At 73.9% G+C, this 23,164-nt stretch carries 27 protein-coding genes and 1 pseudogene; 10 read left to right on the forward strand and 18 right to left on the reverse strand.

Annotation, left to right across the window (positions count from 1 at the left end; all coding sequences use genetic code 11):
• Positions 1 to 50 precede the first annotated feature (50 nt).
• A complete protein-coding gene (locus tag EV384_RS01085; RefSeq protein ID WP_130329245.1) occupies positions 51 to 1,052 on the forward strand; it encodes a helix-turn-helix transcriptional regulator in 1,002 nt (333 codons plus the stop codon).
• Here EV384_RS01085 and EV384_RS01090 read toward each other — a convergent pair.
• Positions 1,043 to 1,956 (reverse strand): annotated as a pseudogene (locus tag EV384_RS01090) (SDR family oxidoreductase). The gene EV384_RS01085 and the pseudogene EV384_RS01090 overlap by 10 nt on opposite strands.
• Positions 1,957 to 2,033: 77 nt before the next feature.
• Between EV384_RS01090 and EV384_RS01095 the strand changes: the two are divergent.
• Complete coding sequence (locus EV384_RS01095) at positions 2,034 to 2,720, forward strand: nucleotidyltransferase domain-containing protein (RefSeq protein ID WP_130329247.1); 687 nt, start codon at positions 2,034 to 2,036, stop codon at positions 2,718 to 2,720.
• 227 nt (positions 2,721 to 2,947) lie between these two features.
• Positions 2,948 to 3,850: a GNAT family N-acetyltransferase gene (locus tag EV384_RS01100; RefSeq protein WP_130329250.1), complete on the forward strand. Its 903-nt coding sequence runs from the start codon at positions 2,948 to 2,950 to the stop codon at positions 3,848 to 3,850.
• Positions 3,851 to 3,920: 70 nt separating this feature from the next.
• Here the strand turns inward: EV384_RS01100 and EV384_RS01105 are convergent, their stop codons facing one another.
• From EV384_RS01105 to EV384_RS01125, 5 genes are all read right to left on the reverse strand, one after another.
• Complete coding sequence (locus EV384_RS01105) at positions 3,921 to 4,658, reverse strand: alanyl-tRNA editing protein (protein WP_130329252.1); 738 nt, start codon at positions 4,656 to 4,658, stop codon at positions 3,921 to 3,923.
• Positions 4,659 to 4,669: 11 nt separating this feature from the next.
• On the reverse strand, positions 4,670 to 5,557 hold the full coding sequence (locus EV384_RS01110; RefSeq protein ID WP_130329254.1) for an alpha/beta fold hydrolase: 888 nt from the start codon (positions 5,555 to 5,557) through the stop codon (positions 4,670 to 4,672).
• Entirely contained in the window at positions 5,554 to 5,877 is a 324-nt protein-coding gene (locus EV384_RS01115) for a DUF2516 family protein (protein WP_130329256.1), read from the reverse strand. The genes EV384_RS01110 and EV384_RS01115 overlap by 4 nt, the downstream gene beginning before the upstream one ends.
• 72 nt (positions 5,878 to 5,949) lie before the next feature.
• Complete coding sequence (locus EV384_RS01120; protein WP_130329258.1) at positions 5,950 to 6,630, reverse strand: hypothetical protein; 681 nt, start codon at positions 6,628 to 6,630, stop codon at positions 5,950 to 5,952.
• Positions 6,627 to 7,232, reverse strand: a complete 606-nt coding sequence (locus EV384_RS01125) for a helix-turn-helix domain-containing protein (protein WP_130329260.1) — start codon at positions 7,230 to 7,232, stop codon at positions 6,627 to 6,629. Before EV384_RS01125 ends, EV384_RS01120 begins: the two co-directional genes overlap by 4 nt.
• A 111-nt stretch (positions 7,233 to 7,343) precedes the next feature.
• Between EV384_RS01125 and EV384_RS01130 the strand changes: the two genes are divergently transcribed.
• Positions 7,344 to 8,141, forward strand: coding sequence for an alpha/beta fold hydrolase (locus tag EV384_RS01130; protein WP_165439844.1), 798 nt, complete (start codon positions 7,344 to 7,346; stop codon positions 8,139 to 8,141).
• Positions 8,142 to 8,471: 330 nt separating this feature from the next.
• Here EV384_RS01130 and EV384_RS01135 read toward each other — a convergent pair whose 3' ends face one another.
• The 4 genes from EV384_RS01135 to EV384_RS01150 all read right to left on the reverse strand — a co-directional run bounded on the left by EV384_RS01135 (position 8,472) and on the right by EV384_RS01150 (position 12,016).
• Positions 8,472 to 9,431: an asparaginase gene (locus tag EV384_RS01135; protein ID WP_130329264.1), complete on the reverse strand. Its 960-nt coding sequence runs from the start codon at positions 9,429 to 9,431 to the stop codon at positions 8,472 to 8,474.
• 94 nt (positions 9,432 to 9,525) lie between these two features.
• Positions 9,526 to 10,353: a beta-keto acid cleavage family enzyme gene (locus EV384_RS01140; RefSeq protein ID WP_130329266.1), complete on the reverse strand. Its 828-nt coding sequence runs from the start codon at positions 10,351 to 10,353 to the stop codon at positions 9,526 to 9,528.
• 125 nt (positions 10,354 to 10,478) lie between these two features.
• Positions 10,479 to 11,591 (reverse strand): CAF17-like 4Fe-4S cluster assembly/insertion protein YgfZ, encoded by a 1,113-nt coding sequence (gene ygfZ / locus EV384_RS01145; protein ID WP_130329268.1) that lies wholly within the window; start codon positions 11,589 to 11,591, stop codon positions 10,479 to 10,481.
• Entirely contained in the window at positions 11,588 to 12,016 is a 429-nt protein-coding gene (locus EV384_RS01150) for a Fur family transcriptional regulator (RefSeq protein ID WP_130329270.1), read from the reverse strand. Before EV384_RS01150 ends, ygfZ begins: the two co-directional genes overlap by 4 nt.
• 69 nt (positions 12,017 to 12,085) lie before the next feature.
• Between EV384_RS01150 and EV384_RS01155 the strand changes: the two genes are divergently transcribed.
• A complete protein-coding gene (locus tag EV384_RS01155; protein ID WP_130329272.1) occupies positions 12,086 to 12,934 on the forward strand; it encodes an aminotransferase class IV in 849 nt (282 codons plus the stop codon).
• A gap of 41 nt (positions 12,935 to 12,975) precedes the next feature.
• Here the strand turns inward: EV384_RS01155 and EV384_RS01160 are convergent, their stop codons facing one another.
• Both EV384_RS01160 and mtfM read right to left on the reverse strand, forming a co-directional pair.
• Positions 12,976 to 13,578 carry a heme-binding beta-barrel domain-containing protein gene (locus tag EV384_RS01160; protein ID WP_242623895.1) on the reverse strand — a complete coding sequence of 201 codons (603 nt, stop codon included), beginning with the start codon at positions 13,576 to 13,578 and terminating at the stop codon, positions 12,976 to 12,978.
• Positions 13,575 to 13,679, reverse strand: coding sequence for a small membrane protein MtfM (mtfM, locus tag EV384_RS36650; protein ID WP_043966460.1), 105 nt, complete (start codon positions 13,677 to 13,679; stop codon positions 13,575 to 13,577). Before mtfM ends, EV384_RS01160 begins: the two co-directional genes overlap by 4 nt.
• Before the next feature lie 23 nt (positions 13,680 to 13,702).
• Between mtfM and EV384_RS01165 the strand changes: the two genes are divergently transcribed.
• The 3 genes from EV384_RS01165 (at position 13,703) to EV384_RS01175 (ending at position 16,588) form a co-directional block, all read left to right on the forward strand.
• On the forward strand, positions 13,703 to 14,065 hold the full coding sequence (locus EV384_RS01165; RefSeq protein WP_130329276.1) for a DsrE family protein: 363 nt from the start codon (positions 13,703 to 13,705) through the stop codon (positions 14,063 to 14,065).
• A gap of 91 nt (positions 14,066 to 14,156) precedes the next feature.
• Complete coding sequence (locus tag EV384_RS01170; RefSeq protein WP_130329278.1) at positions 14,157 to 14,537, forward strand: SCP2 sterol-binding domain-containing protein; 381 nt, start codon at positions 14,157 to 14,159, stop codon at positions 14,535 to 14,537.
• A complete protein-coding gene (locus EV384_RS01175) occupies positions 14,534 to 16,588 on the forward strand; it encodes an amylo-alpha-1,6-glucosidase (RefSeq protein ID WP_130329280.1) in 2,055 nt (684 codons plus the stop codon). Before EV384_RS01170 ends, EV384_RS01175 begins: the two co-directional genes overlap by 4 nt.
• 17 nt (positions 16,589 to 16,605) lie before the next feature.
• Here EV384_RS01175 and EV384_RS01180 read toward each other — a convergent pair whose 3' ends face one another.
• The 6 genes from EV384_RS01180 to EV384_RS01200 all read right to left on the reverse strand — a co-directional run bounded on the left by EV384_RS01180 (position 16,606) and on the right by EV384_RS01200 (position 21,114).
• Positions 16,606 to 17,472 carry a hypothetical protein gene (locus EV384_RS01180; protein ID WP_130329282.1) on the reverse strand — a complete coding sequence of 289 codons (867 nt, stop codon included), beginning with the start codon at positions 17,470 to 17,472 and terminating at the stop codon, positions 16,606 to 16,608.
• 129 nt (positions 17,473 to 17,601) lie between these two features.
• A complete protein-coding gene (locus EV384_RS01185; protein ID WP_130329284.1) occupies positions 17,602 to 17,925 on the reverse strand; it encodes a DUF1416 domain-containing protein in 324 nt (107 codons plus the stop codon).
• Between the two features lie 5 nt (positions 17,926 to 17,930).
• Entirely contained in the window at positions 17,931 to 18,779 is an 849-nt protein-coding gene (locus tag EV384_RS01190) for a sulfurtransferase (protein ID WP_130329286.1), read from the reverse strand.
• Positions 18,780 to 18,984: 205 nt separating this feature from the next.
• A complete protein-coding gene (locus tag EV384_RS36985) occupies positions 18,985 to 19,062 on the reverse strand; it encodes an Ms5788A family Cys-rich leader peptide (protein WP_311202345.1) in 78 nt (25 codons plus the stop codon).
• Positions 19,063 to 19,196: 134 nt separating this feature from the next.
• Complete coding sequence (locus EV384_RS01195; RefSeq protein WP_130329288.1) at positions 19,197 to 19,982, reverse strand: LmeA family phospholipid-binding protein; 786 nt, start codon at positions 19,980 to 19,982, stop codon at positions 19,197 to 19,199.
• Between the two features lie 79 nt (positions 19,983 to 20,061).
• On the reverse strand, positions 20,062 to 21,114 hold the full coding sequence (locus EV384_RS01200) for a hypothetical protein (RefSeq protein WP_130329290.1): 1,053 nt from the start codon (positions 21,112 to 21,114) through the stop codon (positions 20,062 to 20,064).
• Positions 21,115 to 21,366: 252 nt separating this feature from the next.
• Here EV384_RS01200 and EV384_RS01205 point away from each other — a divergent pair, with 252 nt between their 5' ends.
• Positions 21,367 to 22,080 carry a winged helix-turn-helix transcriptional regulator gene (locus tag EV384_RS01205; RefSeq protein ID WP_130329292.1) on the forward strand — a complete coding sequence of 238 codons (714 nt, stop codon included), beginning with the start codon at positions 21,367 to 21,369 and terminating at the stop codon, positions 22,078 to 22,080.
• 176 nt (positions 22,081 to 22,256) lie between these two features.
• Positions 22,257 to 23,099 carry a polysaccharide deacetylase family protein gene (locus EV384_RS01210; RefSeq protein WP_207232208.1) on the forward strand — a complete coding sequence of 281 codons (843 nt, stop codon included), beginning with the start codon at positions 22,257 to 22,259 and terminating at the stop codon, positions 23,097 to 23,099.
• Positions 23,100 to 23,164: the final 65 nt, after the last annotated feature.

Raw genomic sequence — 23,164 nt, forward strand, 5'->3', positions numbered from 1 at the left:
ACGGTCCCCCGCCCCCGCGCCGGGGAAAGCGACGCGGGCAGGATGGACCGGTGCGCGCCTCCCGGCTGATCTCGCTGGTCCTGCTGCTCCAGTCGCGGGAGACGATGACCGCGACCGAGCTGGCCCGGGAGCTGGAGGTCTCCGAGCGGACGGTCTACCGGGACGTGCTGGCGCTCTCCGCCGCCGGGGTGCCGGTCTATGCCGACCGGGGTCGAACCGGCGGCTACCGGCTGCTCGGCGGCTACCGGACCCGGCTGACCGGGCTGACCCGGGACGAGGCGGAGGCGCTCTTCCTGGCCGGGCTGCCCGGTCCGGCCGGCGAGATGGGGCTCGCCGACGCGGTGGCCGCCGCCGAGCTGAAGGTGCTCGCCGCGCTGCCGCCGAGCCTGCGGGACGCGCCCGCCCGGACCGGCCAGCGGTTCCACCTCGACGTGCCGGGCTGGTTCCGGGAGGCGGCACCGCCGCCGTGGCTGGCCGAGCTGGCCCGGGCGGTGTGGCGGGACCGGGTGGTCGAGCTGCGCTACCGGCGCGGCGACCGGGAGGTCAGCCGCACCGTGCAGCCCTACGGGCTGGTGTTGAAGAGCGGGGTCTGGTACCTGGTGGGCCGGGTCGGCGACGGGCACCGGACGTACCGGGTGGACCGGGTGGTCGGCGTCGAGGTGGGCGAGGAGGCCTTCGCCCGGGACGAGGGCTTCGACCTGGGGGCGTACTGGCGGGAGCAGGCCGAGGCGTTCCTGCGGGGCATGCTGCGGGCCGAGGTCCGCGTCCGGCTGAGCCCCGCCGGCCTGCGGGCGCTGCGGCACGTCGCGGAGGCCCCCTTCGCGTACGACGAGGCGGTGGCCGGGGCGGGCGAACCCGACGGGCAGGGGTGGGTGGCGACCCGGCTGCCCGTCGAGTCCGTGCCGGTGGCGTACGACGTGCTGCTCCGGCTCGGTCCGGAGGTGGAGGTGCTCGACCCGCCGGAGCTGCGGGCGCGCTTCGCCGAGGCGGCCCGCCGGTCGGCGGCGCTCTACTCCGACGCCCCGGACGGGCCGGACACCGGTCAGCGGTAGTCGGTGTCGTCCGCCGGCCTGCCCGGCTTGAGCACCTCGTCGTGATAGCGCTGCCAGTGCGGCCTCGTGCCGTCGAGGTCGGTGAAGCCGTACACCTGGGCCAACCCGCCGCTGTCGACGGACTTCCCGGTCCAGCGGGCCCGGTCCGGGTCGGCGGCCAGGGCGGCCACCGCGCGCCCGACGAAGGCCGGCGTCTCCGACATGACGAAGTGCGGGTCCTTCGCCGCGCCGTCCCGCCAGTTGGCCTCGGTGACCCCGAAGTGCTCCAGCATCGCCTCGGAGCGCAGCCAGCCGGGGGTGAGCGCCACCGCGGTGCCGCCGTGCGGCTCCAGCTCGTGCGCCTGGGTGAAGGCGAGCCGGTTGACCGAGACCTTGGCCAGGTCGTAGAAGACGGAGAGCCGGTAGGTGGCGTCGTTGTACTCCTTGGTGCCGTCGCCGATCTCGATGACCAGGCCGCCCCGGTTGCGGATCAGCAGCGGCAGGGCGAAGTGGCTGGTGATGATGTGGGTGTCCACGGCCAGCCGCAGGGTGCGGAAGCCGGCGTCGAGGGGCTGCTCCCAGACCGGCTTCTCCCAGGTGATCAGCGGGTCGGCGCCCCAGATGTCGTTGACCAGCACGTCGAGGCGGCCGTGCTCGGCGTCGATCCGCTCGACCAGGCGGCGTACCTGGTCGGGGTCGAGGTGGTCGACGGCGACCGCCACACCGGTGCCGCCGGCGGCGGTGACCAGCTCGGCGGTCTCCTCGATGGTCTCCGGCCGGTCCATCTCGGACCGGCGCTCGCGGGTGGTGCGGCCGGTGGCGTAGACGGTGGCCCCGGCCGCGCCGAGCTGGACCGCGATCTGCCGGCCGGCGCCCGCGTCGCCCCGGCGACGAGCGCGATCTTTCCTGTCAGCGGTTTCGTCATGCCCGCCACGGTGTCACCGATACCTGACAACCGAAGTCCGGTTTTCCGGGTCCTCCCGATCCGCCATGATGGCCGGCATGCACCTGCTGCTCTCCGGGATCGTCGGCTCGGTGGCCTACGGGCTGGCCGGCACCGGATCGGACGTGGACCGGATCGGCGTCTTCGCCGCGCCGACGGTGGCCTTCCACGGCCTGCACCCGCCGCGTGAGTCGGTGGTCACCACCGAACCGGACGTCACGCTGCACGAGGCGGGGAAGTACTGCCGCCTCGCGCTGAGCGGCAACCCGACGGCGACCGAGCTGATGTGGCTGCCGGACGACTGCTACGAGACCCGCACCGAGCTCGGCGAGCGGCTGATCGGCATCCGGTCGGCGTTCCTCAGCGCGCCCCGGGTCCGCGCCGCCTACCTCGGCTACGCCAGCCAGCAGTTCCGGAAGCTGACCGCCCGGGACTCGTCGGCGGGTGGCCGGCGGCGCTCCGCGAAGCACGCCCGGCACCTGGCCCGGCTGCTGCACCAGGGACGGGTGCTCTACGCGACCGGCGTGCTGGAGATCCGGCTGGCCGACCCGGAGTGGTTCCGGGCGTTCGGCGAACGGGTCGCCGGCGGGGCGCTGGACGAGGCGGAGGCGCTGGTCGCCGAGGCGGAACGGGACTTCGACCGGATCCGCACCCCGCTGCCGGAGCGGCCGGACGAGGAGACCGTCGAGCGGTGGCTCCTCGACGTCCGGGCCGCCCACCTGCCGCCGGAGCTGGCCCGGCCGTAGCCCTCGGGCCTCACGACCAGGGTCGGAGGGAGGAGCACCCGGCCCTCCGGCTCACGGCCGAAAACCCAGTTGGCCCGGCACCGACCCTGCCGTTAGGCTGCGGCCGCGTCCTCGATCAGCGAAAGGGAGGTGAGCGCGATGTCCACCACGACAGTCATGTGCTCCCACCCGACGGCGAGGACGCCGAGGTCCTGAACCGGGAGCACGTCACCACCCGGAAGGACCCCATGACCGACCTGGTCATTCGCCCGATCATCGCGGGCGAGGAACACCTCTTCGACTCCCTGCCCGACCCCGCTCTCGTCGGCCGCGCCGCCTTCGGCGAGAGCTACCTCGACATGGCCGCCGCCGGCCAGTACCGCCCCGAATGGACCTGGGTCGCCCTCCGCGACGACACCGTCGTGGCCCGCGCCGCCTGGTGGGGCGGCCCCGGCGACACCGCGCCGCTGGCGCTCGACTGGTTCGACTTCACCGATGCCGACGCGGCGGTCGAGCTGCTGCGGACCGCGCCGCTGCGGGCGGAGTACTCCATCTCACTGCCACCCGGCTGGCGCGACGACCCGGCCGTCCGGGCGCAGGGCGAGGCCCGGATCGACGCTGCGACGAAGGCCGGCATGTCGGTGCTGGTCGAGCGGTACCGGTACCGCTGGACGGCAGACTGCGGACTGCCGGCCCGACCGGGCCGGCTGGAGTTCCACCCCGAACCCGACGACGCCGTCATCCTCGACGTCCTCCGCCGCATCGGCGAGGGCAGCCTGGACGCCCACACCCGCCACACCATCGCCACCTCCGGGCCGGCGGCGGCGGCCCAGGAGGAACTGGACCTGTTGCGCTGGCTGCCGGGTCCCCGTGACTGGTGGCGACTGGCCCGGACCGCGAGTGGCACGCTGGTCGGCATCATCGTGCCGGCCCGCAACCACAGCGATCCGATCGTCGCCTTCGTCGGCGTGGTTCCCGAGCAGCGCGGCCACGGCTACGCGTACGACCTGCTGGTCGAAGGCACGCACCTGCTGGTCGAGGGCGGCGCGACGGAGATCGTGGCCGCCACGGACCAGACCAACCACCCGATGGCCGCCGTCTTCGCCCGGGCGGGTTACCCGGTCGAGCGGGAACGCGTCGACCTCGTCTGACCCCTCGTCCCCGGCACCGGCCCACCGGTGCCGGGGACACCTCGGGCGCACACCTGCGCGGCTGTACGCCTCAGTCGGCCAACCTGACCCGGACCCGGCGGTTGGCCCGGCCCTTGCTCTCCACCTTGACCACCTGGACCTTGCCGATGAGGGCGGTCGAGGCGACGTGGGTGCCGCCGTCGGCCTGCACGTCCAGCCCGACGATGTCGACGATCCGGACCTCCTGCTCGTCCGGCGGGATCAGGTTGGACTGGGTACGGATGATGTCCGGCAGGGCGAGGGCCTCGGCCCGGGGCAGCACCCGGACGGCGACCGACCGGTCGGCGGCCACCTCGGCGTTGACCAGCTCCTCGATCCGGCTCTTGAAGTCCGGCGGCACCTCGGGGAGGTTGAAGTCCATCCGGGCCTCGCCCGGCTCCATGTTGCCGCCGGTGACCAGCGCGCCGAAGTCGCGGAACACCACCCCGCAGAGCACATGCAGCCCCGAATGGGTACGCATCAGCATCGTCCGGCGGTCGTCCTCGACCGCGCCGGTGACCGCGGTGCCGACCGGCGGCACCGGATCACCCTCGGCCGGGATCAGCCAGAGGTCGTCGCCCTTGCGGGTGCCGACGATCCGGGTCTGCACGCCCTGCCAGAGCAGCACCCCGTGGTCCGGTGGCTGCCCGCCGCCGCCCGGGTAGTAGGCCGACCGGTCCAGCACGATGCCCTGCTCGGGGTCGGCCGTCAGCACCGTGCACTCCCACTCGCGCAGGGTGGGGTCGGCGAGGTCGAGGCGGTGGGTACGGCCGTGGTGTGTGACGCCCATGACAGGCGACGTTACCCGTTGAGGAACCCGGAGATCCGCTCCCGCAGGTCGGCGCGTTCCGACCAGAGCACGCTCGGGCGGTCGTAGACGTGCAGGGTGGCGTTCGGCAGGGCGGCGGCCAGCTGCTCGGCGACCGGCACCGGATGCAGGTCGTCGCCGGCGCAGCCGATCACCAACGCCGGGGCGGTGACCTGGGCGAGCACGCCCGCGTCCCGCAGCGGCGTCTGCTCGGGCAGGCTGGCCAGCCCGGGGGCGAGCCCGTCCCGCAGCAGCTGGTCCAGCCGCTGCCGCAGGTACGCCCAGCCGGCCGGGGTGTTCCGCACGGCGGGCGGCAGCTCCATCGACACGACGTCGGCGAGGGCGGAGGCGTCGCCGCTCTCCACCGCGTCGAGCAGGTCGGTCAGGCGGGCCCGGGCCGCCTCGCCGCGCGGCTGGTCCAGCACGGCGGGCAGGAAGAAGACCAGCTTCTCGAAGCGCGACGGGCTCTCCACCAGCAGCCGGCAGAGCGCGCCAGCGCCCAGGCTGGCGCCGAAGGCCCGGGTCGCGCGGCCGAGGTCGGCGATGGCCCGCAGGTCCCGGGCCAGGTCCAGATAGCTCCACGGGCCGGGCGGCGAGTCGGAACGGCCGTGCCCGCGGAACTGGAAGAAGACCCTGCGGCCGGTGACCGCGCTGCCGAACGGGCGGGTGGTGGCGATGCCGTTGCCCAGCCCGTGCGCGAAGACCGTGACCGGGTCACCGACGCCGGTGACCAGCCGCTCCAGCCGTACCCCGTGCGGGGTGGTGACCAGCTCGGTCTCCGGCTCCGGCAGCGCCGGACGGCCGGTGCGCGGCCCGCCGGGGCCGGGGCCCCAGGTGCGCGGGCCGCCGTCCGGCGGCGGGGGCCAGCGGAAACCCCTCACCAGAAGCCTTTGCCGTCGTGCAGGTCGCGCAGCCCGACCCGGACGTCCAGCAGGTAGATGAGCGCCGCCGCGATGCCGACCAGGCCGAAGATGCTCAGCACCCCACCGAAGCCGAAGAACGGCAGGGTCAGCAGCAGACAGACCGCGAGGATGGCGATCCAGCCGCCCTTGGGCAGGGTGCCGATCGCGGGGAAGGCGTCGGAGCGCTGGGTGATGGCGTGCACCAGCGCCACGCCCTCGATGACCAGGGCGAAGACGAGCAGGATCAGCTCGATCACATAGCGGACTTCGTACGCGAAGATCGGCGCGGCGTATGCCATGTCGGCAAGCTTATGCCGACGGCCCCGGAAACGTCCCGCAGGACGCTTCCGGGGCCGTCGATCCGGAATCGACTACTCGGCGGCCGGGCGGGTCCGCTTGGTGGTCTTCGGCAGCTTCGCCGACGGGGTGGCGGTCGCGGCCTTGGCCGCGGTGGCCTTGGTGGCCCGGGTCCGCGCGGTCTTGGCGGCGGCCGGCTTGGCCTCGACGACCTCGGCCACGTCGGCCGGGGTCGGGACGTCGACCGGGGCGGCGGTCGGGGTCGCGGCGGCCGGCGCCGTCACGTCGGCCTCCGTCGCCTCGATGTCCGCGTTCACCGTGTCGGCGGCCTCCAGCACGCCGGCGCCGACGACCCGCTCACCGCGGGCGACCAGCTCGGCGTACGCGGCCAGGGCCCGCACCTGCGCGGCCTGGGCGCCGGCCAGGGCACGCTCCTGGGCGGCCTCGGCGGCGCCCAGCACGGCGGCGGCGTTCCGGGTGGCGGCCTCGCGGAGCTTGTCCAGGTCGAGGTCGGCCGGGACGGCCTTCTCCCGCAGCCCGGTCGCGGTGAGGTTCGCGGTCTTCAGCGTCTCGGTGGCCTTCTGGCGCAGCTCGAAGCCGGTGACGACGGCCTTGCCGCCGAGGTCGGCGACGACCTTGGTGCCGAGGTCGCTGACCACGGTCGGGAGCTTGCGCAGCTGCTGCAGGGCCAGCTCGCCGGCGCCGGCGGCGGCGTAGAGCGGCGCGGGGATGCGGTTGGTCTTCGGCTGGGTCATGACTTCTCCTCCTCGGCCGCACCGGCGGCCTTCGGCGCGGTCTTCTTCTGGGGTGCGGTGGTGGTCGGGGCGGGAGCGGGGCCCGCCTCGGTGACGGCGACCGACTCGAGGACCGCCTCGGTCGGGGTGCCGTCCGGCGTCGTGGGGACGGTGGCGGCCGGCGTGACGGTGGCCGGTGCCTCCGGGGCCTCGGCGGGCCCGGTGGCGGCCGGCACCGCCGGCTCGGCGCCCGCGGTCGCGGCGGCGGTCGCCTCGGCGAGCCGCGCGTTCTCCCGGCGGAACGTCTCGTAGATCTGGGTGAGCGACTGCTTCTGCGCCATGGTCAGCTCGGGGTCGACGGCGATCGCGGCGAGCACCCCCTGACCCTCCTTGTCGTCGAGCAGCCCGGCCCGCAGGTACATCGCCGGGGTGGAGACGCGCAGGGCGCTGGCCAGTTGCTGCAGCACTTCGGCGCTCGGCTTGCGCAGGCCGCGCTCGATCTGGCTGAGGTACGGGTTGCTGACGCCGGCCTGCTCGGCGAGCTGCCGCAGCGAGATCTTCGCGTTGCGGCGCAGATCGCGAATGAACCCGCCGACGTCGGGAAGGTCCTTGCTGGTGGCCATACTTCGACGCTATCGGGCAGTGCTAGCAACTGCAAGCAAAACGCTAGCCGGAGTTAGCAAGGTCTCAGATCGACTGTTGCGCTCCCGGTGTCCGGTACGTACCGTCCTGGCGTGACCAAGATCGAAGTGAACGGCGCCCTGCTCGCGTACGACGAGGTCGGGACCGGAACGCCGGTGCTGCTGCTGCACGCGGGCATCGCCGACCGGCGGATGTGGCGGGAGCAGCTCCCCGCGCTCGCCGCCCGGCACCGGGTCATCGCCCCCGACCTGCGCGGCTACGGCGACTCCGCGCTGCCGCCGGCGCCCTTCGCCCACCACGAGGACGTGGTCGGCCTGCTGGACGCGCTCGGCCTCGACCGGGCCGCCCTGGTCGGGTGCTCGTTCGGCGGCAAGGTCGCGGTGGACACCGCGCTGGCCCACCCGGAGCGGGTCTCGGCGCTGGCCCTCTTCGGCGCCCCGGTCTCCGGCAACGAGTGGTCGGAGGAGACCGAGCAACTCTGGGAGACCCTGGTCGGCGAGGTGGACCCGGAGGACTTCGCAGCGTCCGCCGCCGGCGAGGTGCGGTTCTGGGTGGTCGGCCCGGCCCGCCGGCCCGAGGACGTGGACCCGGAGCTGATCCGGTTCGCCCGGGAGATGGACCAGCGGGCGCTCGCCGCCGAGCTGGCGTTGAGCGCCGTCGAGGTCGGCGAGCTCGATCCGCCGGCGATCGACCGGCTGGGCGAGCTGCGGATGCCGGTGCTGGTCGGGGCCGGGGCGGCGGACGTACCGGACATCAGCCGGCTCGCCGATCGCATCGCCGCCGAGGCAGCCGACGCGGTACGCCTGCCCGACGTCCCGGACGCCGGCCACCTGCTGCCGCTGGAACGCCCCGAACCGGTCAACGCCGCCCTGCTCGACTTCCTGCCCTGACCCGCCCCGCCCGGTCGGTTCCGCCGCGGCCGGGCGGGACGCCCGACCGGCGTGTCGCGCCCTGAGCGCCACATCCCCGGGCAGCGTCATGACTGATTTTTGCCTGACAGTCATGAGGCTCACCACGGTGGTCGCCGCGGGACGGGCGGGATGCCGCCCGCGGACGGTCCCCCCGCACAGGCGGGACACCGCGACTTGCCGCCGGGCGCCGGACGGGCGGACGAGCGGTACGAGCGCGGGCCGAGTCGGGACGAGCGCGGGCCGAGCAGTACAAGCGCGGGCCGCGCGGTACGAGCACGAGCCGCGGCGGCCGAGCGCGGGTCGCGCGGCTCACCAGACGGCGCGGACCGCCCCGACCGGGAGGCCGCCGCCGAACAGCGGCACGTCCTCGTACTCCGTCAGGACCGGAGCGTCGACGCCGAGTCGGCGCAGCGCGGAGACCAGCACGGGCATCCGGGCGCGGGCGGCGCCATCGTCGATCTTGAGGGCGACCGCGCCGACCCCGGGGACGGCCGCCACGATGACGCCCTCGGCGCCTACCTTGGTCAGGAGGCCGGGTACGCCCCGCATCAACCGGGTGTCGTCGGCCTGGGTGCCGCCCACCAGCTCCGGGTACGCCCGCATCGCGTCGGCCACGGTCCGCTCGACCGTGCCCGGCTCCGCCGCGACCAGCCGCAGGTACGCCCGGGCCAGCCCGGTCAGCGAGACGGCGAGCACCGGCGCGCCGCAGCCATCGACCCCGACCGCCGCCGCCTCCTCGCCGGTGAACTCCTCGATCGCGGCGGTCAGCCGGCGCTGCAGCGGGTGGTCGGGCCGCCAGTAGCCGGCCAGCGGCCAGCCGGCCGCGAGGCAGGTCAACAGCATGCCGGTGTGCTTGCCGGAGCAGTTCATCTGGATCCGCGTCGGCCCGCCGCCAGCCCGCAGCACGGCCTCCCGGGCCGCGTCGCCGACCGGGAGGTCGGGCGGGCAGTGCAGCACGGACTCGTCGAGCCCGGCGCGGCGGAGCAGGGCGGCGACCCGTTCCAGGTGGAACTCCTCGCCGGCGTGGCTGGCCGAGACCAGCGCCACGTCGGCCGGGTCGGTCAGCGGCAGGCCGGCGCGGAGCATCCCGATCGCCTGCATCGGCTTGCTGGACGAGCGCGGGAAGATCGGGGAGAGCACGTCCCCGACGCCGGCCACCGTCGCGCCGGTCGCGTCCAGCACCACCACCGAGCCGCGGTGCAGCCCCTCCACGAAGCCGGACCGGACCACCTCGGCGAGCGGCGCGCCGCCCTCGTACGTCTTTCCCACGAGGTGGACGGTACCGACGGGCCCGGCGGGCCCAACACCGGGGTGACCAGCGGCGTCGACCGCCGACGTACAGGGGTGCCGGGCCGGGGCGGGCTTACAGGCCGAGCAGCTGCCGGGCCTCGGCGGTGGTCAGCGGCGGGCGCTGGGCGAGCTGGGCGAAGCCGACGGCCCGGGCGACCAGCTGCATGTTGGACTCCACCGGCCGGCCCTTGGCGTACGTGACGGTGTCCTCCATGCCGACCCGCAGGTGCCCGCCGGTCGACAGCGAGGCGAGCATGACCGGGATGGTGCTGCGTCCGATGCCGGTCGCCGAGAAGGTGGTGCCCTCCGGCAGGTCACGGAGCATCTGCTGGGCGGCGACCAGCGTCGCGGTGGTGCCCGGCATCCCGCCCGGCACGCCCATCACGAAGTCGACGTGCACGTGCCCGCCGTGCGGCAGGCCGTACTTGCCGAGCAGGCGCTGGAGGGCGGTCAGGTGGCCGAGCTCGAAGATCTCGTACTCCGGCACCACGCCCTTCTCCTGCATCCGGGTGTGCAGGTCGACGATGAACTCCCAGCGGTTGAGGAAGACGTCGTCGCCGAAGTTGACCGTGCCCATGGTGCAGGAGGCCATGTCCGGCCCGGCGTCCAGCACGGCGAGCCGCGCCGCCTCCGGGTCGGTCACCGCGCCGCCGGAGGAGAGCTGCACGATGAGGTCAGTGCTCTCGCGCAGCGCGGCCACCGTCGCCCGGAGCCGCCCCTGGTCCAGGGTGGGCTTCGCCTCGTCGTCCCGAATATGGACGTGGATCACGGCGGCGCCGAGCGCCTCGCACTCCTTGGCGGTCAACAGCAGCTCGTCGAGGGTCACCGGCAGCGCCGGCACCTCCGCCTTGGCCGACTCCGCGCCGGTGGGGGCAACCGTGATCAACGTCCATGTCGTCATGCCGGCGATCCTAGACGCCAGCCCAGCCGCGGTCGACGGCCGGAGCGTGTCACGACGGAAGAATCATCCGTGTCCGCCAGCAGGAGCGGAAGAACTCCCGCTTCACGGGCGTCTGCACGGCACCCTTACGCCGGGTCGATCGCGGCGGCGGTCTCGCCGACCATCAGGCGGGCGTCGTCGGGCACGTTCCGCTTGACCACCGCGAGGGCGACCTGGCCCAGCTCGTAGTGGTGCACGGCGGTGCCGATGAAACCGACCGCCCGGCCGTCCAGGGTCACCGGCGTACCGGCGGCCGGCGGCTGGTCGGTGGTCACCCCGTCCAGGTGCAGCAGTACGAGGCGACGCGGCGGCTTCCCCATGTTGTGCACCCGGGCCACCGTCTCCTGCCCCCGGTAGCAGCCCTTCTCCAGGTGGACGGCCGGACCGATCAGCCCGACCTCGGCCGGGATGGTCCGGTGGTCGGTGTCCACCCCGACCCGGGCCCGCCGGGCGGCCACCCGGACCGCCTCGTACGCCCACAACCCCACCACCGGCACCCCGGCGCCGTGCAGCTCGTCCACCACCTGGGTCATCGCGTCCCGGGGCACCAGCAGGTCCACGCCGAGCGCCACCCGCCGGACCCAACCGCCGATCGGCAGCGGCTTCACGTCGTACACGACGGTGGGCCGCGGCGGCAGCTCGCCGGCGCGGAACTTCGGGCCCGGCACCGCGACCAGGTCGGGCTCGGCGAGCCCGGCGACGCCGAGGGTGTCGAGCGCGCCGACGGCCTCCGGCCCGACCAGGGAGAGCAGCGCGTGGTCGGCGGTGGCGTCGCGCGGCTCGACCTTGCTGAAGAACCGCATCCGCTCCAGGTACGACAGCAGGCCCTCGGTGGCGCCCGGCTCGGTGTCCAGCCAGGTGGTCTCGCCGTCCTCGGCGACCATGGCGTGCTGCTCGACGTGGCCGTGCGGGGAGAGCACCAGCAGCTCGGTGCCCTGGCCGGCGCTCAGCGTGGCCAGGTGCTGGCTGGTCAGGGTGTGCAGCCAGCTGGTCCGCTCCGCGCCGGGCACCGCGACGACGCCCCGGTGCGACCGGTCGACCAGGCCGACGGCCGTGGCCAGGGTGCGCTGCTCGCGCATCGGGTCGCCGTAGTGGGCGGCGACGCCCCGCACGCCGGCCGCCCGGTGGGCGGGCTCGGGCTGGTCCCGGGTCTCCTCGTCGATCGCCTCGGCGGTCACCGCTCCCGCGATGTCGATCATTTCTGTTCCCCGTCCTCGCAGTGGCCGCAGACGCCGAAGAGCGCCACGTGCCCGATGTCGACCTGGAATCTCCGCTGGGCGGCCAGCTGGTCGGCGAGCGGGCGGAGCAGCTCGGGATCGATCTCGTCGATCGCGCCGCACTCCCGGCAGACCAGGTGGACGTGCTGGTGCTCGCCGGCCGCGTGGTACGTCGGCGAACCGTGCGAGAGGTGGGTGTGGGTCACCAGCCCGAGCCGCTCCAGCAGCTCGAGCGTGCGGTAGATGGTGGTGATGTTGACCCCGGCGGCGACCTCCCGGACCGCCGTGTGCACCTGCTCCGGCGTGGCGTGCCCCAACTCGAGCACCGCCTGGAGGACCAGCTGCCGCTGCGCCGTCAGTCGCAGCCCGCGGGAGCGGAGCAGTTCCGCGAGGGAGGATTCGGACACCGTCCGATCATAGTTCGGCCGCCGCGCCGGACCGGTCGCCGATGTCGTACGCCACTAGGCTCGGCGGTCGTGGTGGCATCGCGGGTGGCCCTGCTCGGGCGGGGCGTCGTACCGGCCGGGGAACCGGTGCTGCGCGGCGACGACCGGGGTGCGCTGCACGGCGACGGGCTCTTCGAGACGATGCACCTGCGCGGCGGGCGACCCTGGCTGCTCGACGCCCACCTGGCCCGGCTGCGGGCCGGCGCGGCGGCCGTGGAGCTGCCGCTGCCGCCCGACGGCGCCCTGGTCGACCTGCTGGACGCGGTCCGCGCGGGCTGGCCGGTCGAGGTGGAAGGGGCGCTGCGGCTGATCTGCACCCGGGGTCCGGAGGGCGGCGGACCGCCGACCGTCTGGGCCACCCTCGGCGAGGTGCCGGCGGCGGCGAAGCGGGCCCGGCGGGACGGGGTGACGGTGGCCACCCTCCCCCTCGGGGTGCCGGCCGGGGCCCGACCCACGCTGGGCTGGCTGCCGGCCGGGATCAAGTCCACCTCGTACGGGGTGAGCACCGCGGCCCGCCGCTGGGCCGCCCGCAACGGGGTGGACGACGTGCTCTGGCTCTCCACCGAGGGGTGCGTGCTGGAGGGGCCGAGCGCGAACGTGGTCTGGCTGGCCGGCTCGACGCTCTGCACGGTGCCCGCCGCGACCACCGGCATCCTGCCCGGCGTGACCGCCCGCTGGCTCCTCGACCACGCCGCCGACCTCGGCCTCGCCACCGAGGAAAGGCTGACCACCCCGGCCGAGCTGCGCAGCTCGGACGGCGCCTGGCTCACCTCGTCCCTCCGCGGGCTCGCCGAGATCCGCACCCTCGACGACACCCCGCTACCCCACAGCCCCCACACCCAGGCCCTCCACGCCCTCCTGGCCCACCCCCTCCCCTGACCCGCCCAACCAGCGCACGGTGGGCGGGCCAGGGGCAGGGGTCAGCCGGCTACGCGGATGAGGCGGGCGGAGAGGTGTGGGCTGAGGGCGTGGCCCATGGCGGCCATCTCCTGGGCGTAGAGCAGGGCGCCCTCGACGATGCCGAAGAGACGGGCGCCGGCCGTGACCTCCTTGGCCGTCGCCGTGCGAACCACCGCGTCGGTGGCGAACTCGATCTGGGTGCCCTTGCGCTTGCCGATGTGCAGCTCCATCACGCCGGTCGGCGTGGTCATCAGCGCTTCCAGCTCGTCGGTGACCCGCTCGCCGTCCAGCACCGGACGCCACCAGCCGACCTCACGGCCGGCCGGGCGCACCGGGCGGCTCTGCTCGTCGAGGATCCACGCCCGCGACTCGTAGAACAGGAACGGGCGGCTGTCGTGGCTGATCCGGATCTCCTGCGCGAAGTCGAAGTCCTCGATGGTGGGGAAGCCGCCGCGCCCACGACCGCGCCACACCCCGATGTACGGCAGCAGGCCGTCCAGGCTCGGGTGCAGCTTGGGGCCGATGCGCAGGTCGTGGCTCTCCTCGTACGGGTACGGGTCGACCGGCGGCGCGTTCAGCCACGGCGGCTGGAAGGGATTCTCATCCGACGGGTTCGCGCTCACCATCTACCTCTCGAAATGCGTACAGCGACGTAGACCAGGCCACCGGCGAGCGCGCCCAGGCCGGCGACCAGCAGGCTGACGAACCCGATCTCGGTAACCATCCCGGCCATCCTATGCTGGCGCCATGGCCCGCACTCTTGTCGTCAAGGCCACCGCCGGCGCGGACGCCCCGGAGCGGTGTGCCCAGGCCTTCACGGTCGCCGCCACGGCGGCCGCCGCCGGGGTCGACGTGTCACTCTGGCTGACCGGCGAGTCGACCTGGTTCGCGCTGCCCGGGAAGGCGCAGGAGTTCGAGCTGCCGCACTCGGCACCGCTGGCCGAGCTGCTGCACGTGATCCTGGCCACCGGCCGGGTGACCGCGTGCACGCAGTGCGCCGCCCGGCGCGACATCGGGCCGGGCGACGTGATCCCCGGCGTCCGGATCGCCGGCGCGGCGGTCTTCGTCGAGGAGGCGATGGCCGAGGGCGCGCAGGCCCTGGTCTACTGACGCCCGCCCGACAAGCCGGGCCCGTCATGTCCTTTTCGGGCGGAGTGCCGATACTGACCCGACATGTCGGGGCACTGCCTACGATTCGGATGTGGGCGAGGCGATCGAGCAGTTCTTCGCGGCGCTGCCGGCACGTGCCCCGCTGGTGCTGCGCGGGCCGGTCAGCGGGACCCTCCAACTCGACCTGACCACCGCCAACTGCACCGACCACTGGCTGGTCGAGCTGGGACCGGGCTCAGCCCGGGTCAATCGCGGGCTGGGGCCCTCCGACGCCACCTGGTACGGCAGTCACGACCTCTTCGAGCGGCTGATCGCCGGCCGGGACAACGGCATGGCGGCCATGCTCCGCAACGAGAGCAGCTTCACCGGCCAGGTGGTGCTCTTCCTCGCCTTCCGGCGCTTCTTTCCCGACCCGCCCGGCACCCGCGACCCCCGGGAGACCGCCCGCGAGCAGGCCGGACGGCCGGCATGAAGGAACGGGTCAGCATTCTCGACGGCAACACCTTCCTGGTCTGCGACCGGCGCGGCGACATCGAGCCGTCCTTCGACTTCCCCACCGGGCTCTTCTCCTTCGACACCCGGTTCCTCTCCACCTGGCTGCTCACCCTCGACGGGCAGCGGCTGCACGCCCTGTCCATCGACGACGCCCAGTCGTACCGGACCCGGTTCTTCCTGGCCCCGGGCGAGCCGACGCACTACCTCGACGCCAAGGCCTCGGTGATCCGCAGCCGCTCGATCGGCGGGAGCTTCGCCGAGGAGCTGACCGTGCTCAACCACTCGGAGCAGGAGGTCGAGTTCACCCTGCGGGTCGACATGGGCGCCGACTTCGCCGACCTCTTCGAGATCAAGCACGAGCGGCGGAAGCAGGGGCGCACCACCCCGACGGTCGGCCACGACAAGCTCCGCCTCAGCTACCGCCGGGAGGCCTTCTGCCGGGAGGTGGTGATCAGCACCTCCACCCGCGGCGAGATCGACGACCGGGGCATGACCTTCCGGATCCGGGTCGGCCCGCACGGCGAGTGGACCACCCGGCTGCACGTCGCCGCCGTCATCTACGGCGCCCGCGGCGAGGACATCCGGGCCACCCTGCCGCTCGGCGGACACCGGGTGGCGGCGGCCATCCACGCCGAGCAGGACGAGCTGATCGACCGGGCGCCGAAGCTCGGCTGCGACTGCCAGCCGCTCGCGGGGGCGTACCGGCGCAGCCTGAACGACCTCGCCGCGCTCCGGTACGAGTCGATCACGCTGGGCGTACGCCTGCTCGCCGCCGGCCTGCCCTGGTTCATGACCCTCTTCGGCCGGGACAGCATCTTCACCTCGTTGCAGGTCCTGCCGTTCCTGCCGAAGATGGTCCCGGCCACCATCCTGATGCTGGCCGGGCTCCAGGGCAGCCGGCTGGACGACTTCCGGGACGAGGAACCGGGCAAGATCCTGCACGAGCTCCGCTACGGCGAGACGGCCGGCTTCGAGGAGCAGCCGCACTCCCCCTACTACGGCTCGGCCGACTCCACCGCACTCTTCGTGATCCTGCTCGACGAGTACGAGCGGTGGACCGGGGACGCCAGCCTGGTCCGGCAGCTGGAGCCCCAGGCCCGGGCGGCACTGGACTGGATCGACACCTACGGCGACCTGCTCGGCACCGGGTACGTCTGGTACGTGACCCGCAACCCGGAGACCGGCCTGCAGAACCAGTGCTGGAAGGACTCCTGGGACTCGATCTCCTACCGCGACGGGCGGCTGCCCGCGTTCCCCCGCGCCACCTGCGAACTCCAGGGGTACGCCTACGACGCCAAGCTGCGCGGCGCCCGGCTGGCCCGGACGTTCTGGAACGACCCGGCGTACGCCGACCGGTTGGAGCGGGAAGCCGCGGCGCTGAAGGAGCGGTTCAACCGCGACTTCTGGATTCCGGAGCGGGAGTACTACGCGCTCGCCCTGGACCCGGAGGGGCGGCACGTGGACGCCCTCTCCTCCAACATCGGGCACCTGCTGTGGAGCGGGATCGTCGACGAGTCCCGGGCCGCGAGGGTCGCCGAGCACCTGCTCGGACCCCGGCTCTTCTCCGGGTGGGGGGTGCGGACCCTCGCCGACGACGAGGGTCGGTACAACCCGATCGGCTACCACGTCGGCACGGTCTGGCCGTTCGACAACTCGATCATCGCCTGGGGGCTGTGGAAGTACGGGTTCCGCGAGGAGGCCGGCCGGATCTGCCAGTCGATGCTGGGCGCGTCCCGGTTCTTCGACGGCCGGCTGCCGGAGGCGTTCGCCGGGTACGAGCGGGACCTCACCGACTACCCGGTGCAGTATCCGACCGCGTGCAGTCCGCAGGCCTGGTCGGCGGGGACTCCGCTGCTCCTGCTCCGGGTGATGCTCGGCCTCGAACCACAGGGCGAGCACCTGATCATCGACCCCGCCGTCCCCGAGGGGATGGGCCGGGTGGAGCTGCTCGACATCCCGGGTCGCTGGGGCCGGGTGGACGCCCTCGGCCGCAGCCGTTCCCCGCACGACCACAACCGGGGCCACTGACGGGGATCGGCCGCGGGTCAGCGGCGGCAGACCGTGGAGACGGTGAGCCGGACCCGCCCGTCGGCGCGTTCGGCCACCACGGTGCTGCTGGACCGGTAGGCGTACAGCTCATCGGTGGCACTGACGTGCAGGGCGCCGTCGCTGAACTGCGACAGCGTGCCCGGCAGGCTCGGCCGGTCGGGCCGGCTCGGCGCCGAGACGGCCGTGGCCGTCCGGGCGGTCGTGCCGTCCGGGCAGGGGGCGGCGGAGACCTGCACCGGGCCCTCCGCACCGCCGAAGCGACGCAGCAGCTCGGTGGCCGTCTCCGCCTCCGAGCCGCCACCGGCGGTCGGGGCGCGGTAGCCGGCGCCGATCGGCCGGCAGCCGGTGTCGGCGGTGAGCCGGACCCGGCCCGGCCCGGCGGAGCGGCCCTGCACGGCGACGAACTCACCGGCATCGGCGCGCAGCACCGGCCCCTCGCCGGTCACCCGGACCCCGGCCCGCCACTCGGCCGGCAGCCGGTCGGCCACCCGCTGGAGCAGCCCCCGTACGTCGTCGTCGGCGAGGAGCACCTCCACCCCGCGGGTCAGCGTGGCGCCGTCCGCGAACGGGGTGATCCGGCAGCCCCGCCGGAGCGCGTCCGGCACGAGCCGGGCCGCGCCGCCGTCGCCGGCCGCCGCCAGCAGCTCACCCACCGCCCGGTCGACCACCGGCCCGGCCTCGGCCAGGTTGCGCTGCTCGCGGACGGTCGGCGGGTCGTCGCGGACGGAGACCCAGGTCAGCACGGCGAGCAGCACCGCCCACGCCACGGTCGCGGCCAGCAGCCAGCGCAGCCACCGCCGGCCGGGAGCCGGCCGGTCGGGACCGGTCGGCGGGGCGTACCCCGCCTGGACAGCACCGTTCACCGGGCCATCGTGTCACGCGGCGGCCCGCCCCCGGCGCCGGCCCGTAGGGCTCCGGCGGGACAGCCGACGGCAACGGGGCCGGTCACCCCGGGTGGGGCGACCGGCCCCGTGGGCCGATCAGAGCGTGGGTCAGGCGGCGACCGTGACGGTCACCTCGTTGATCCCGCGGGCGGCGGTGACGGCGGTGTCGCCGTTGCCGTGCCGGGAGAGCGCCCGCAGGGTCCAGCTGCCCGGTGCCGCGAAGAACCGGAACTGGCCGGCCGGGGAGGTGACCACCTCGGCGGTGAACTCACCGGTGGAGTCGAGCAGCCGGACGTACGCGCCCGGCACAACCTCGCCGGACTCGGCCAGCACCTGGCCGGTGATGACGGTTTCCTTCTCCAGGTCCAGGCTGGCCGGCAACGGCGCGGCCTGGTCGGGGGCCGCGCAACCGGCGGCGGTGGGAGCAGTCATGGGAATCAGGCCTTTCCGGGCTCGTCGCCGAGCGCGATCGGCACGCCGATCAGCGAGCCGTACTCGGTCCAGGAGCCGTCGTAGTTCTTCACGTTCCGGTGCCCGAGCAGCTCCTGGAGCACGAACCAGGTGTGCGAGGAGCGCTCGCCGATCCGGCAGTACGCGATGGTCTCCTTGCTGTCGTCCAGGCCGGCGGCGGCGTAGATCCTGCGCAGCTCGTCGTCGGACTTGAAGGTGCCGTCCTCGTTGGCCGCCTTGGACCACGGGACGCTGATCGCGGTGGGCACGTGGCCGGCCCGCTGGGCCTGCTCCTGCGGCAGGTGGGCGGGGGCGAGCAGCCGGCCGGCGTACTCGTCGGGGCTGCGCACGTCGACCAGGTTCTTGGTGCCGATGGCGTCGACCACCTCGTCGCGGAAGGCGCGGATCGAGGTGTCCGGCTCCTGCGCGACGTACTGCGTCGCCGGCCGCTCGACCTTGTCGGTGGCCAGCGGGCGGGCGTCCAGCTCCCACTTCTTGCGGCCGCCGTCGAGCAGCTTCACCTCGCGGTGGCCGTAGAGCTTGAAGTACCAGTACGCGTACGCGGCGAACCAGTTGTTGTTGCCGCCGTACAGGATCACGGTCTCGTCGTTGCCGATGCCGCGCTCGGAGAGCAGCGCCTCGAACTGGGTCTTGTTGAGGAAGTCCCGGCGGACCGGGTCCTGAAGGTCGGTGCGCCAGTCGAGCTTGATCGCGCCGGCGATGTGGCCGGTGTCGTAGGCCGAGGTGTCCTCGTCGACCTCGACGAAGACGACGCCCGGGGCGTCGATGTTCTTCTCGGCCCATTCGGCCGAGACGAGTGCGGTGTCGCGACTCATCAGATCACTCCCTGGTGAGGATGGATGGTGAGCCAGCGCGCGGAGATCGAAGTCGATGATTGTCGCACCACGCGCGGGACCCAGAGCTAGGAACGGGATCACGGGTTCGTGCGACGGCGCCGCTGCCGGGCGATCAGGGGAGCACCGGAGGGTACGTGGACCCTGCGTGCCGGTGGCCGCTAGGCGGCCGAGGACAGCCCCGCCGTCAGATGACGGGGCGACACAGGCAGGTGGCCACGCGGCACAGGTCGACCGCGCGCCGTTTGGTGAGGAGCGTCCCCATGAGCACGGAGCCTACCAGTCGTCCCTTGGGTCGCCACCGGACCGACCAGCATCCGGGACACCGCTTCCGGCCGGGAGACACCGCCGCCCCCGACCGGAGGTGTCGGGGGCGGAAGCAGGGAGCGGGGTGGCCGGTCAGCCGGCCGAATTGATCGGTACGTTCCGCGCGTCGGCGGTCACGGTCAGCCCCTCCGGCTTCGGTTCCACCGTGCGGACGTTGAGCTGGAACGGCAGCTCGGGCAGGGGCACGTCCACCGAGATGCCCTTGGCGTAGTTGGCCAGCAGCGTCCGGGCCAGCGGCAGGTTCGGCAGCCCTTCGGCGTTCAGGTCATTGAAGCGCAGCGCCACCTTGTTGCCCTTGACGGTCACGTCGGCGGTGCCGACGACCGTGAGCTTGACGCCGAGGATGTCCACCGGGGCGGTGACGGCCAGCTTGCCGCCCTGCTCCCCGAGGGTGAGGCCGGGCCGGTCGAGCAGCTTGGCCAGGCTGTCGTAGGTGATGGTGCCCCGGCCGTCGACGCGCTCGGCGACCACGTCGCCCTGGCCGGAACGGATGGTGTCCAGCGAGGCCCGCACGTTGCGGGCGTCCACGTCGAGTCGCGGCACACTGACCGTGTCGCCCCGCACCGGGCCCTGCACGTCCTTCAGCACGATCGAGATGTGCTCGTACTTCCCGGCCAGCACCTGGGTCAGGAACGGGAAGCCGCCGACCTGGACCTGCGGGGCCGCGGACTGCGCGTCCTGCTTGGCGACCTCCTGCCGCACCTGGTCGGCGATGGCCCGCTCGGCGACGCCGGCGGCCACCCGGTCGGCGACGACCAGCAGCCCGGCCAGGACCAGCAGCAGGACGACGAGCCCGATCAGCGCCTTCCGGCCGCGTCGCCGGGGCTGTTCCTCGTATGCCGTCTGGGCCTCTGCCACGCCGCCTCCTGTGCTCGCTGCCGGTCGCCGCCCTGCGGCGCACCGCTAGTACCCGATGGGTGGATTCCTCAACCGCCGCTCAGAGGAAGAGGACGCACATGGCGTACGCGGCGGGCGCGGCCAGCGCGAAGCCGCCGAGCGGGCCCTGCATGTGCCGGGCCACCCACATGGTCGGCGGCTCGCCGGCCATCAGCCGGCCCGCCTCGGCGTACCCGACGGCGAGGTCGGCCAGCACGGCGGTGGCCGCGGTGACCAGGCCGATCAGGGCGGCGCTGGTCGGGGTGAAGCCGACCAGGTAGCTGCCGAGCACCGCGCTGACCAGGGTGCCGATCATCGCGCCGACGACCACGCCGGCCGCGCCCCGGGGCACCTGGGGGGCGAGCCGCGGCCACGGCGCCACCGCGTCGGTCAACCGGGCCACGGTGAGCGCGGCCCCCGTCGCCGTCAGGCAGATGGTGATCGCCTGGGTGCCGGCCGGGATCCGGCTCAGCACGATCAGGGTCCCGAAAGCGACCACGCCGACCACGATGAACAGTGTGCTGCCTAGCGAGTCGGTCACCCGGACCCGGTCGACCCGGCGGACGAGCTGGCCGAGCACGCCGAGGACGAAGCCGCCGACCGCCGCGTACCCGAGGGGGGCCAGGCCGGCGATCTCCGACTGCACGGCGGCGGCGTCGGCCGCCGCGGCGACACCGGCGCTGACCAGGGCGACCAGCAGCAGCGCGGGCGGCCGCATGGCCATCGTCCAGGCGAGCACGAAGAGCAGTTGGACGCCGAAGATGATGAACGCGAACGGCAGCCGGTGCCCGGGCCCGGAGGTCTGCGCGCCGAGCACCAGGCCCACGCCGAGCAGCGCGGCGAACCCGGCGACGGTGAGCGCGAGCGATCGGCGCACCGCGACCGGCTCCACCTCCTCCTCGGGGGCGTCGTCGGCGGGCTCGTCGTCGGGCCGCCGGGCCGGGCCGCTCTTGCGGAGCCGGCGGGGCCCGCCCCGCTCGCGCCGCTCCCCGCCGTCGTTGGCCGGGCCGGTACGTGGGCCCGGCGGGTAGCCACGGGAGGGGTCGGCCGGCCCCGGACGGGCGTTGCCGGACCAGGGGTCGCGGCCGGTCTCTGGCGAGGTGGAGGGAAACACGCCCCGATCGTGCCAGACCAGGCCGCCCCGGCGGAGGTCACGGTTTCAGCAACGTTAAAACCTGAGCTGCGATCAGGGGCAAATCAGACAAAGAGGAAAGGGCGCGGAGGGGAAGCCCGGGCGATCGGTTACGCTCAAGCCGTTACCCGCCCGTCAGCGACGCCGGGACCCACGCAAGTTCTCAGCGCCACCCCGGTTGGGCGTGCCGCTGGTCGCGCGCGGTCGAAGGACCGCCGGGACGGAGGTGATCGTGTGGAGCTCCTGCTGCTGGTGACCGCGCGCGCAGGTGAGCCATCGGCGGTGCTGCCGGCACTCGACCTGCTGCCGCACTCGGTCCGCACCGCGCCCCGCGACGTCCGCACGCTGGTCAGCGGCCCCAGCCCGGACGCGGTCCTGGTGGACGCCCGCTCCGAGCTGAGCGAGGCCCGGGCCACCTGCCGGATGCTGCACGCCACCGGGCTCGGCGTGCCGCTGGTCGCGGTGGTCACCGAGGCGGGCCTGATCGCGCTCAACGCCGACTGGGGCGTGGACGACGTCATCCTGGCCGGGGCCGGCCCGGCCGAGGTGGAGGCCCGGCTGCGGCTCGCGGTCGGCCGGCTCAGCAACGCGACGGCCGGGGCCGGCGGCTCGATCCGGGCCGGCGAGCTGACCATCGACCCCGACACCTACGCGGCGAAGCTCAAGGGCCGCCCGCTCGACCTCACGTACAAGGAGTTCGAGCTGCTGAAGTTCCTGGCCCAGCACCCGGGCCGGGTGTTCACCCGGGACCAGCTGCTCCGCGAGGTCTGGGGCTACGACTACTTCGGCGGCACCCGCACGGTCGACGTGCACGTCCGGCGGCTACGGGCCAAGCTCGGCTCGGAGTACGAGTCGATGATCGGCACCGTGCGCCAGGTCGGCTACAAGTTCGTCGTGCCGCCGTCCCGTTCGCTGCCCGAGTCGGAGCCCGCTCCGCTATCGGTCTGACCGGCCGTTCGACCATTACACCCGTTTAGGGGTCTGTTTCACTTCCGCCCTTTTTGCCCGCTTCACCGGCCCTACTCTGGCTGCCGGGTCAAACGGACAAGGGGGGCGACGGTGCGTGCGGTGACCACGGGGGCGACGACAGGTCCGTGCCGCGATCAGAACGGTCGGGGCTTCTGATGCCGGGGACGCTACGCGCCACCGGCATCGTGACCCTGGTGGCGGCCGCGCTGCTCGGCTCGGCGTACGCGCTGGGCCGCAGCCTCGTCCCCGACCAGCCGCGACACGGCACCGGCGTGACGGCGAGCGTCAACCAGCCGCACTACTCCGACCAGCCGCCGGTCCCGACCGACTCCCCGGAGCCGACCGGGACCAGCCCCACCCCGGAGGTCCGGCCGCACCAGGCCGACGGCGGCGAGGGGCCCTTCGGCAGCCTGGTCTCCACCGGCTCCGCCCGGGTGGCGCTCACCTTCGACGACGGACCGGACCCGCGGTACACGCCCCAGGTTCTCGCGCTCCTGCAGGAGTACGGCGTCAAGGCCACCTTCTGCGTGGTGGGCGAGAACGCGGCGAGCCACCCGGAGCTGATCCGGGAGGTCGTGGCCGCGGGCCACACCCTCTGCAACCACTCCTGGAACCACGACATCTCCCTCGGCACCCGGTCGCCGGCCGCGATCCGGGCCGACCTGCTCAGCACCAACGAGGCGATCCGGGCCGCGGCGCCGGGCGCGCGGATCGAGTACTTCCGGCAGCCCGGCGGGGCCTGGACGTACCCGGTGGTGTCGGTCTGCGAGGAGCTGGGCATGGCGCCGCTGCACTGGGCGGTCGACCCGTCCGACTGGATGGCGCCCGGTGCCGGGAGGATCACCGCCGCGGTGATGACCCAGACCGGGCCCGGCTCGATCGTGCTGATGCACGACGCCGGCGGGGACCGCGCCGGCACCGTCACGGCCCTGCGGTACCTCCTGCCGGAGCTGATGGCCCGGTTCCAGTTGGAGGCGCTGCCCACCGGCACGACGTGACGGGAGTCGCGCCGCCGGTCCCCGCGTCCGGCGTGAGCGGCCGCGCGCGGGCCGCTACGGTGACG

This window comes from Micromonospora kangleipakensis (assembly GCF_004217615.1).
GTDB classification, from domain to species: Bacteria; Actinomycetota; Actinomycetes; order Mycobacteriales; family Micromonosporaceae; genus Micromonospora; species Micromonospora kangleipakensis.

Coding starts and splice junctions, on each gene's coding strand:
- EV384_RS01165 (WP_130329276.1), top strand. CDS start 13,703: ATGGCCCGCACTCTTGTCGTCAAGGCCACCGCCGGCGCGGACGCCCCG.
- EV384_RS01095 (WP_130329247.1), top strand. CDS start 2,034: ATGCACCTGCTGCTCTCCGGGATCGTCGGCTCGGTGGCCTACGGGCTG.
- EV384_RS01210 (WP_207232208.1), top strand. CDS start 22,257: ATGCCGGGGACGCTACGCGCCACCGGCATCGTGACCCTGGTGGCGGCC.
- mtfM (WP_043966460.1), bottom strand. CDS start 13,679: ATGGTTACCGAGATCGGGTTCGTCAGCCTGCTGGTCGCCGGCCTGGGC.
- EV384_RS01115 (WP_130329256.1), bottom strand. CDS start 5,877: ATGGCATACGCCGCGCCGATCTTCGCGTACGAAGTCCGCTATGTGATC.
- ygfZ (WP_130329268.1), bottom strand. CDS start 11,591: ATGATCGACATCGCGGGAGCGGTGACCGCCGAGGCGATCGACGAGGAG.
- EV384_RS01125 (WP_130329260.1), bottom strand. CDS start 7,232: ATGGCCACCAGCAAGGACCTTCCCGACGTCGGCGGGTTCATTCGCGAT.
- EV384_RS01105 (WP_130329252.1), bottom strand. CDS start 4,658: ATGGGCGTCACACACCACGGCCGTACCCACCGCCTCGACCTCGCCGAC.
- EV384_RS01100 (WP_130329250.1), top strand. CDS start 2,948: ATGACCGACCTGGTCATTCGCCCGATCATCGCGGGCGAGGAACACCTC.
- EV384_RS01190 (WP_130329286.1), bottom strand. CDS start 18,779: ATGAGTCGCGACACCGCACTCGTCTCGGCCGAATGGGCCGAGAAGAAC.
- EV384_RS01140 (WP_130329266.1), bottom strand. CDS start 10,353: ATGACGACATGGACGTTGATCACGGTTGCCCCCACCGGCGCGGAGTCG.
- EV384_RS01175 (WP_130329280.1), top strand. CDS start 14,534: ATGAAGGAACGGGTCAGCATTCTCGACGGCAACACCTTCCTGGTCTGC.
- EV384_RS36985 (WP_311202345.1), bottom strand. CDS start 19,062: ATGGGGACGCTCCTCACCAAACGGCGCGCGGTCGACCTGTGCCGCGTG.
- EV384_RS01185 (WP_130329284.1), bottom strand. CDS start 17,925: ATGACTGCTCCCACCGCCGCCGGTTGCGCGGCCCCCGACCAGGCCGCG.
- EV384_RS01120 (WP_130329258.1), bottom strand. CDS start 6,630: ATGACCCAGCCGAAGACCAACCGCATCCCCGCGCCGCTCTACGCCGCC.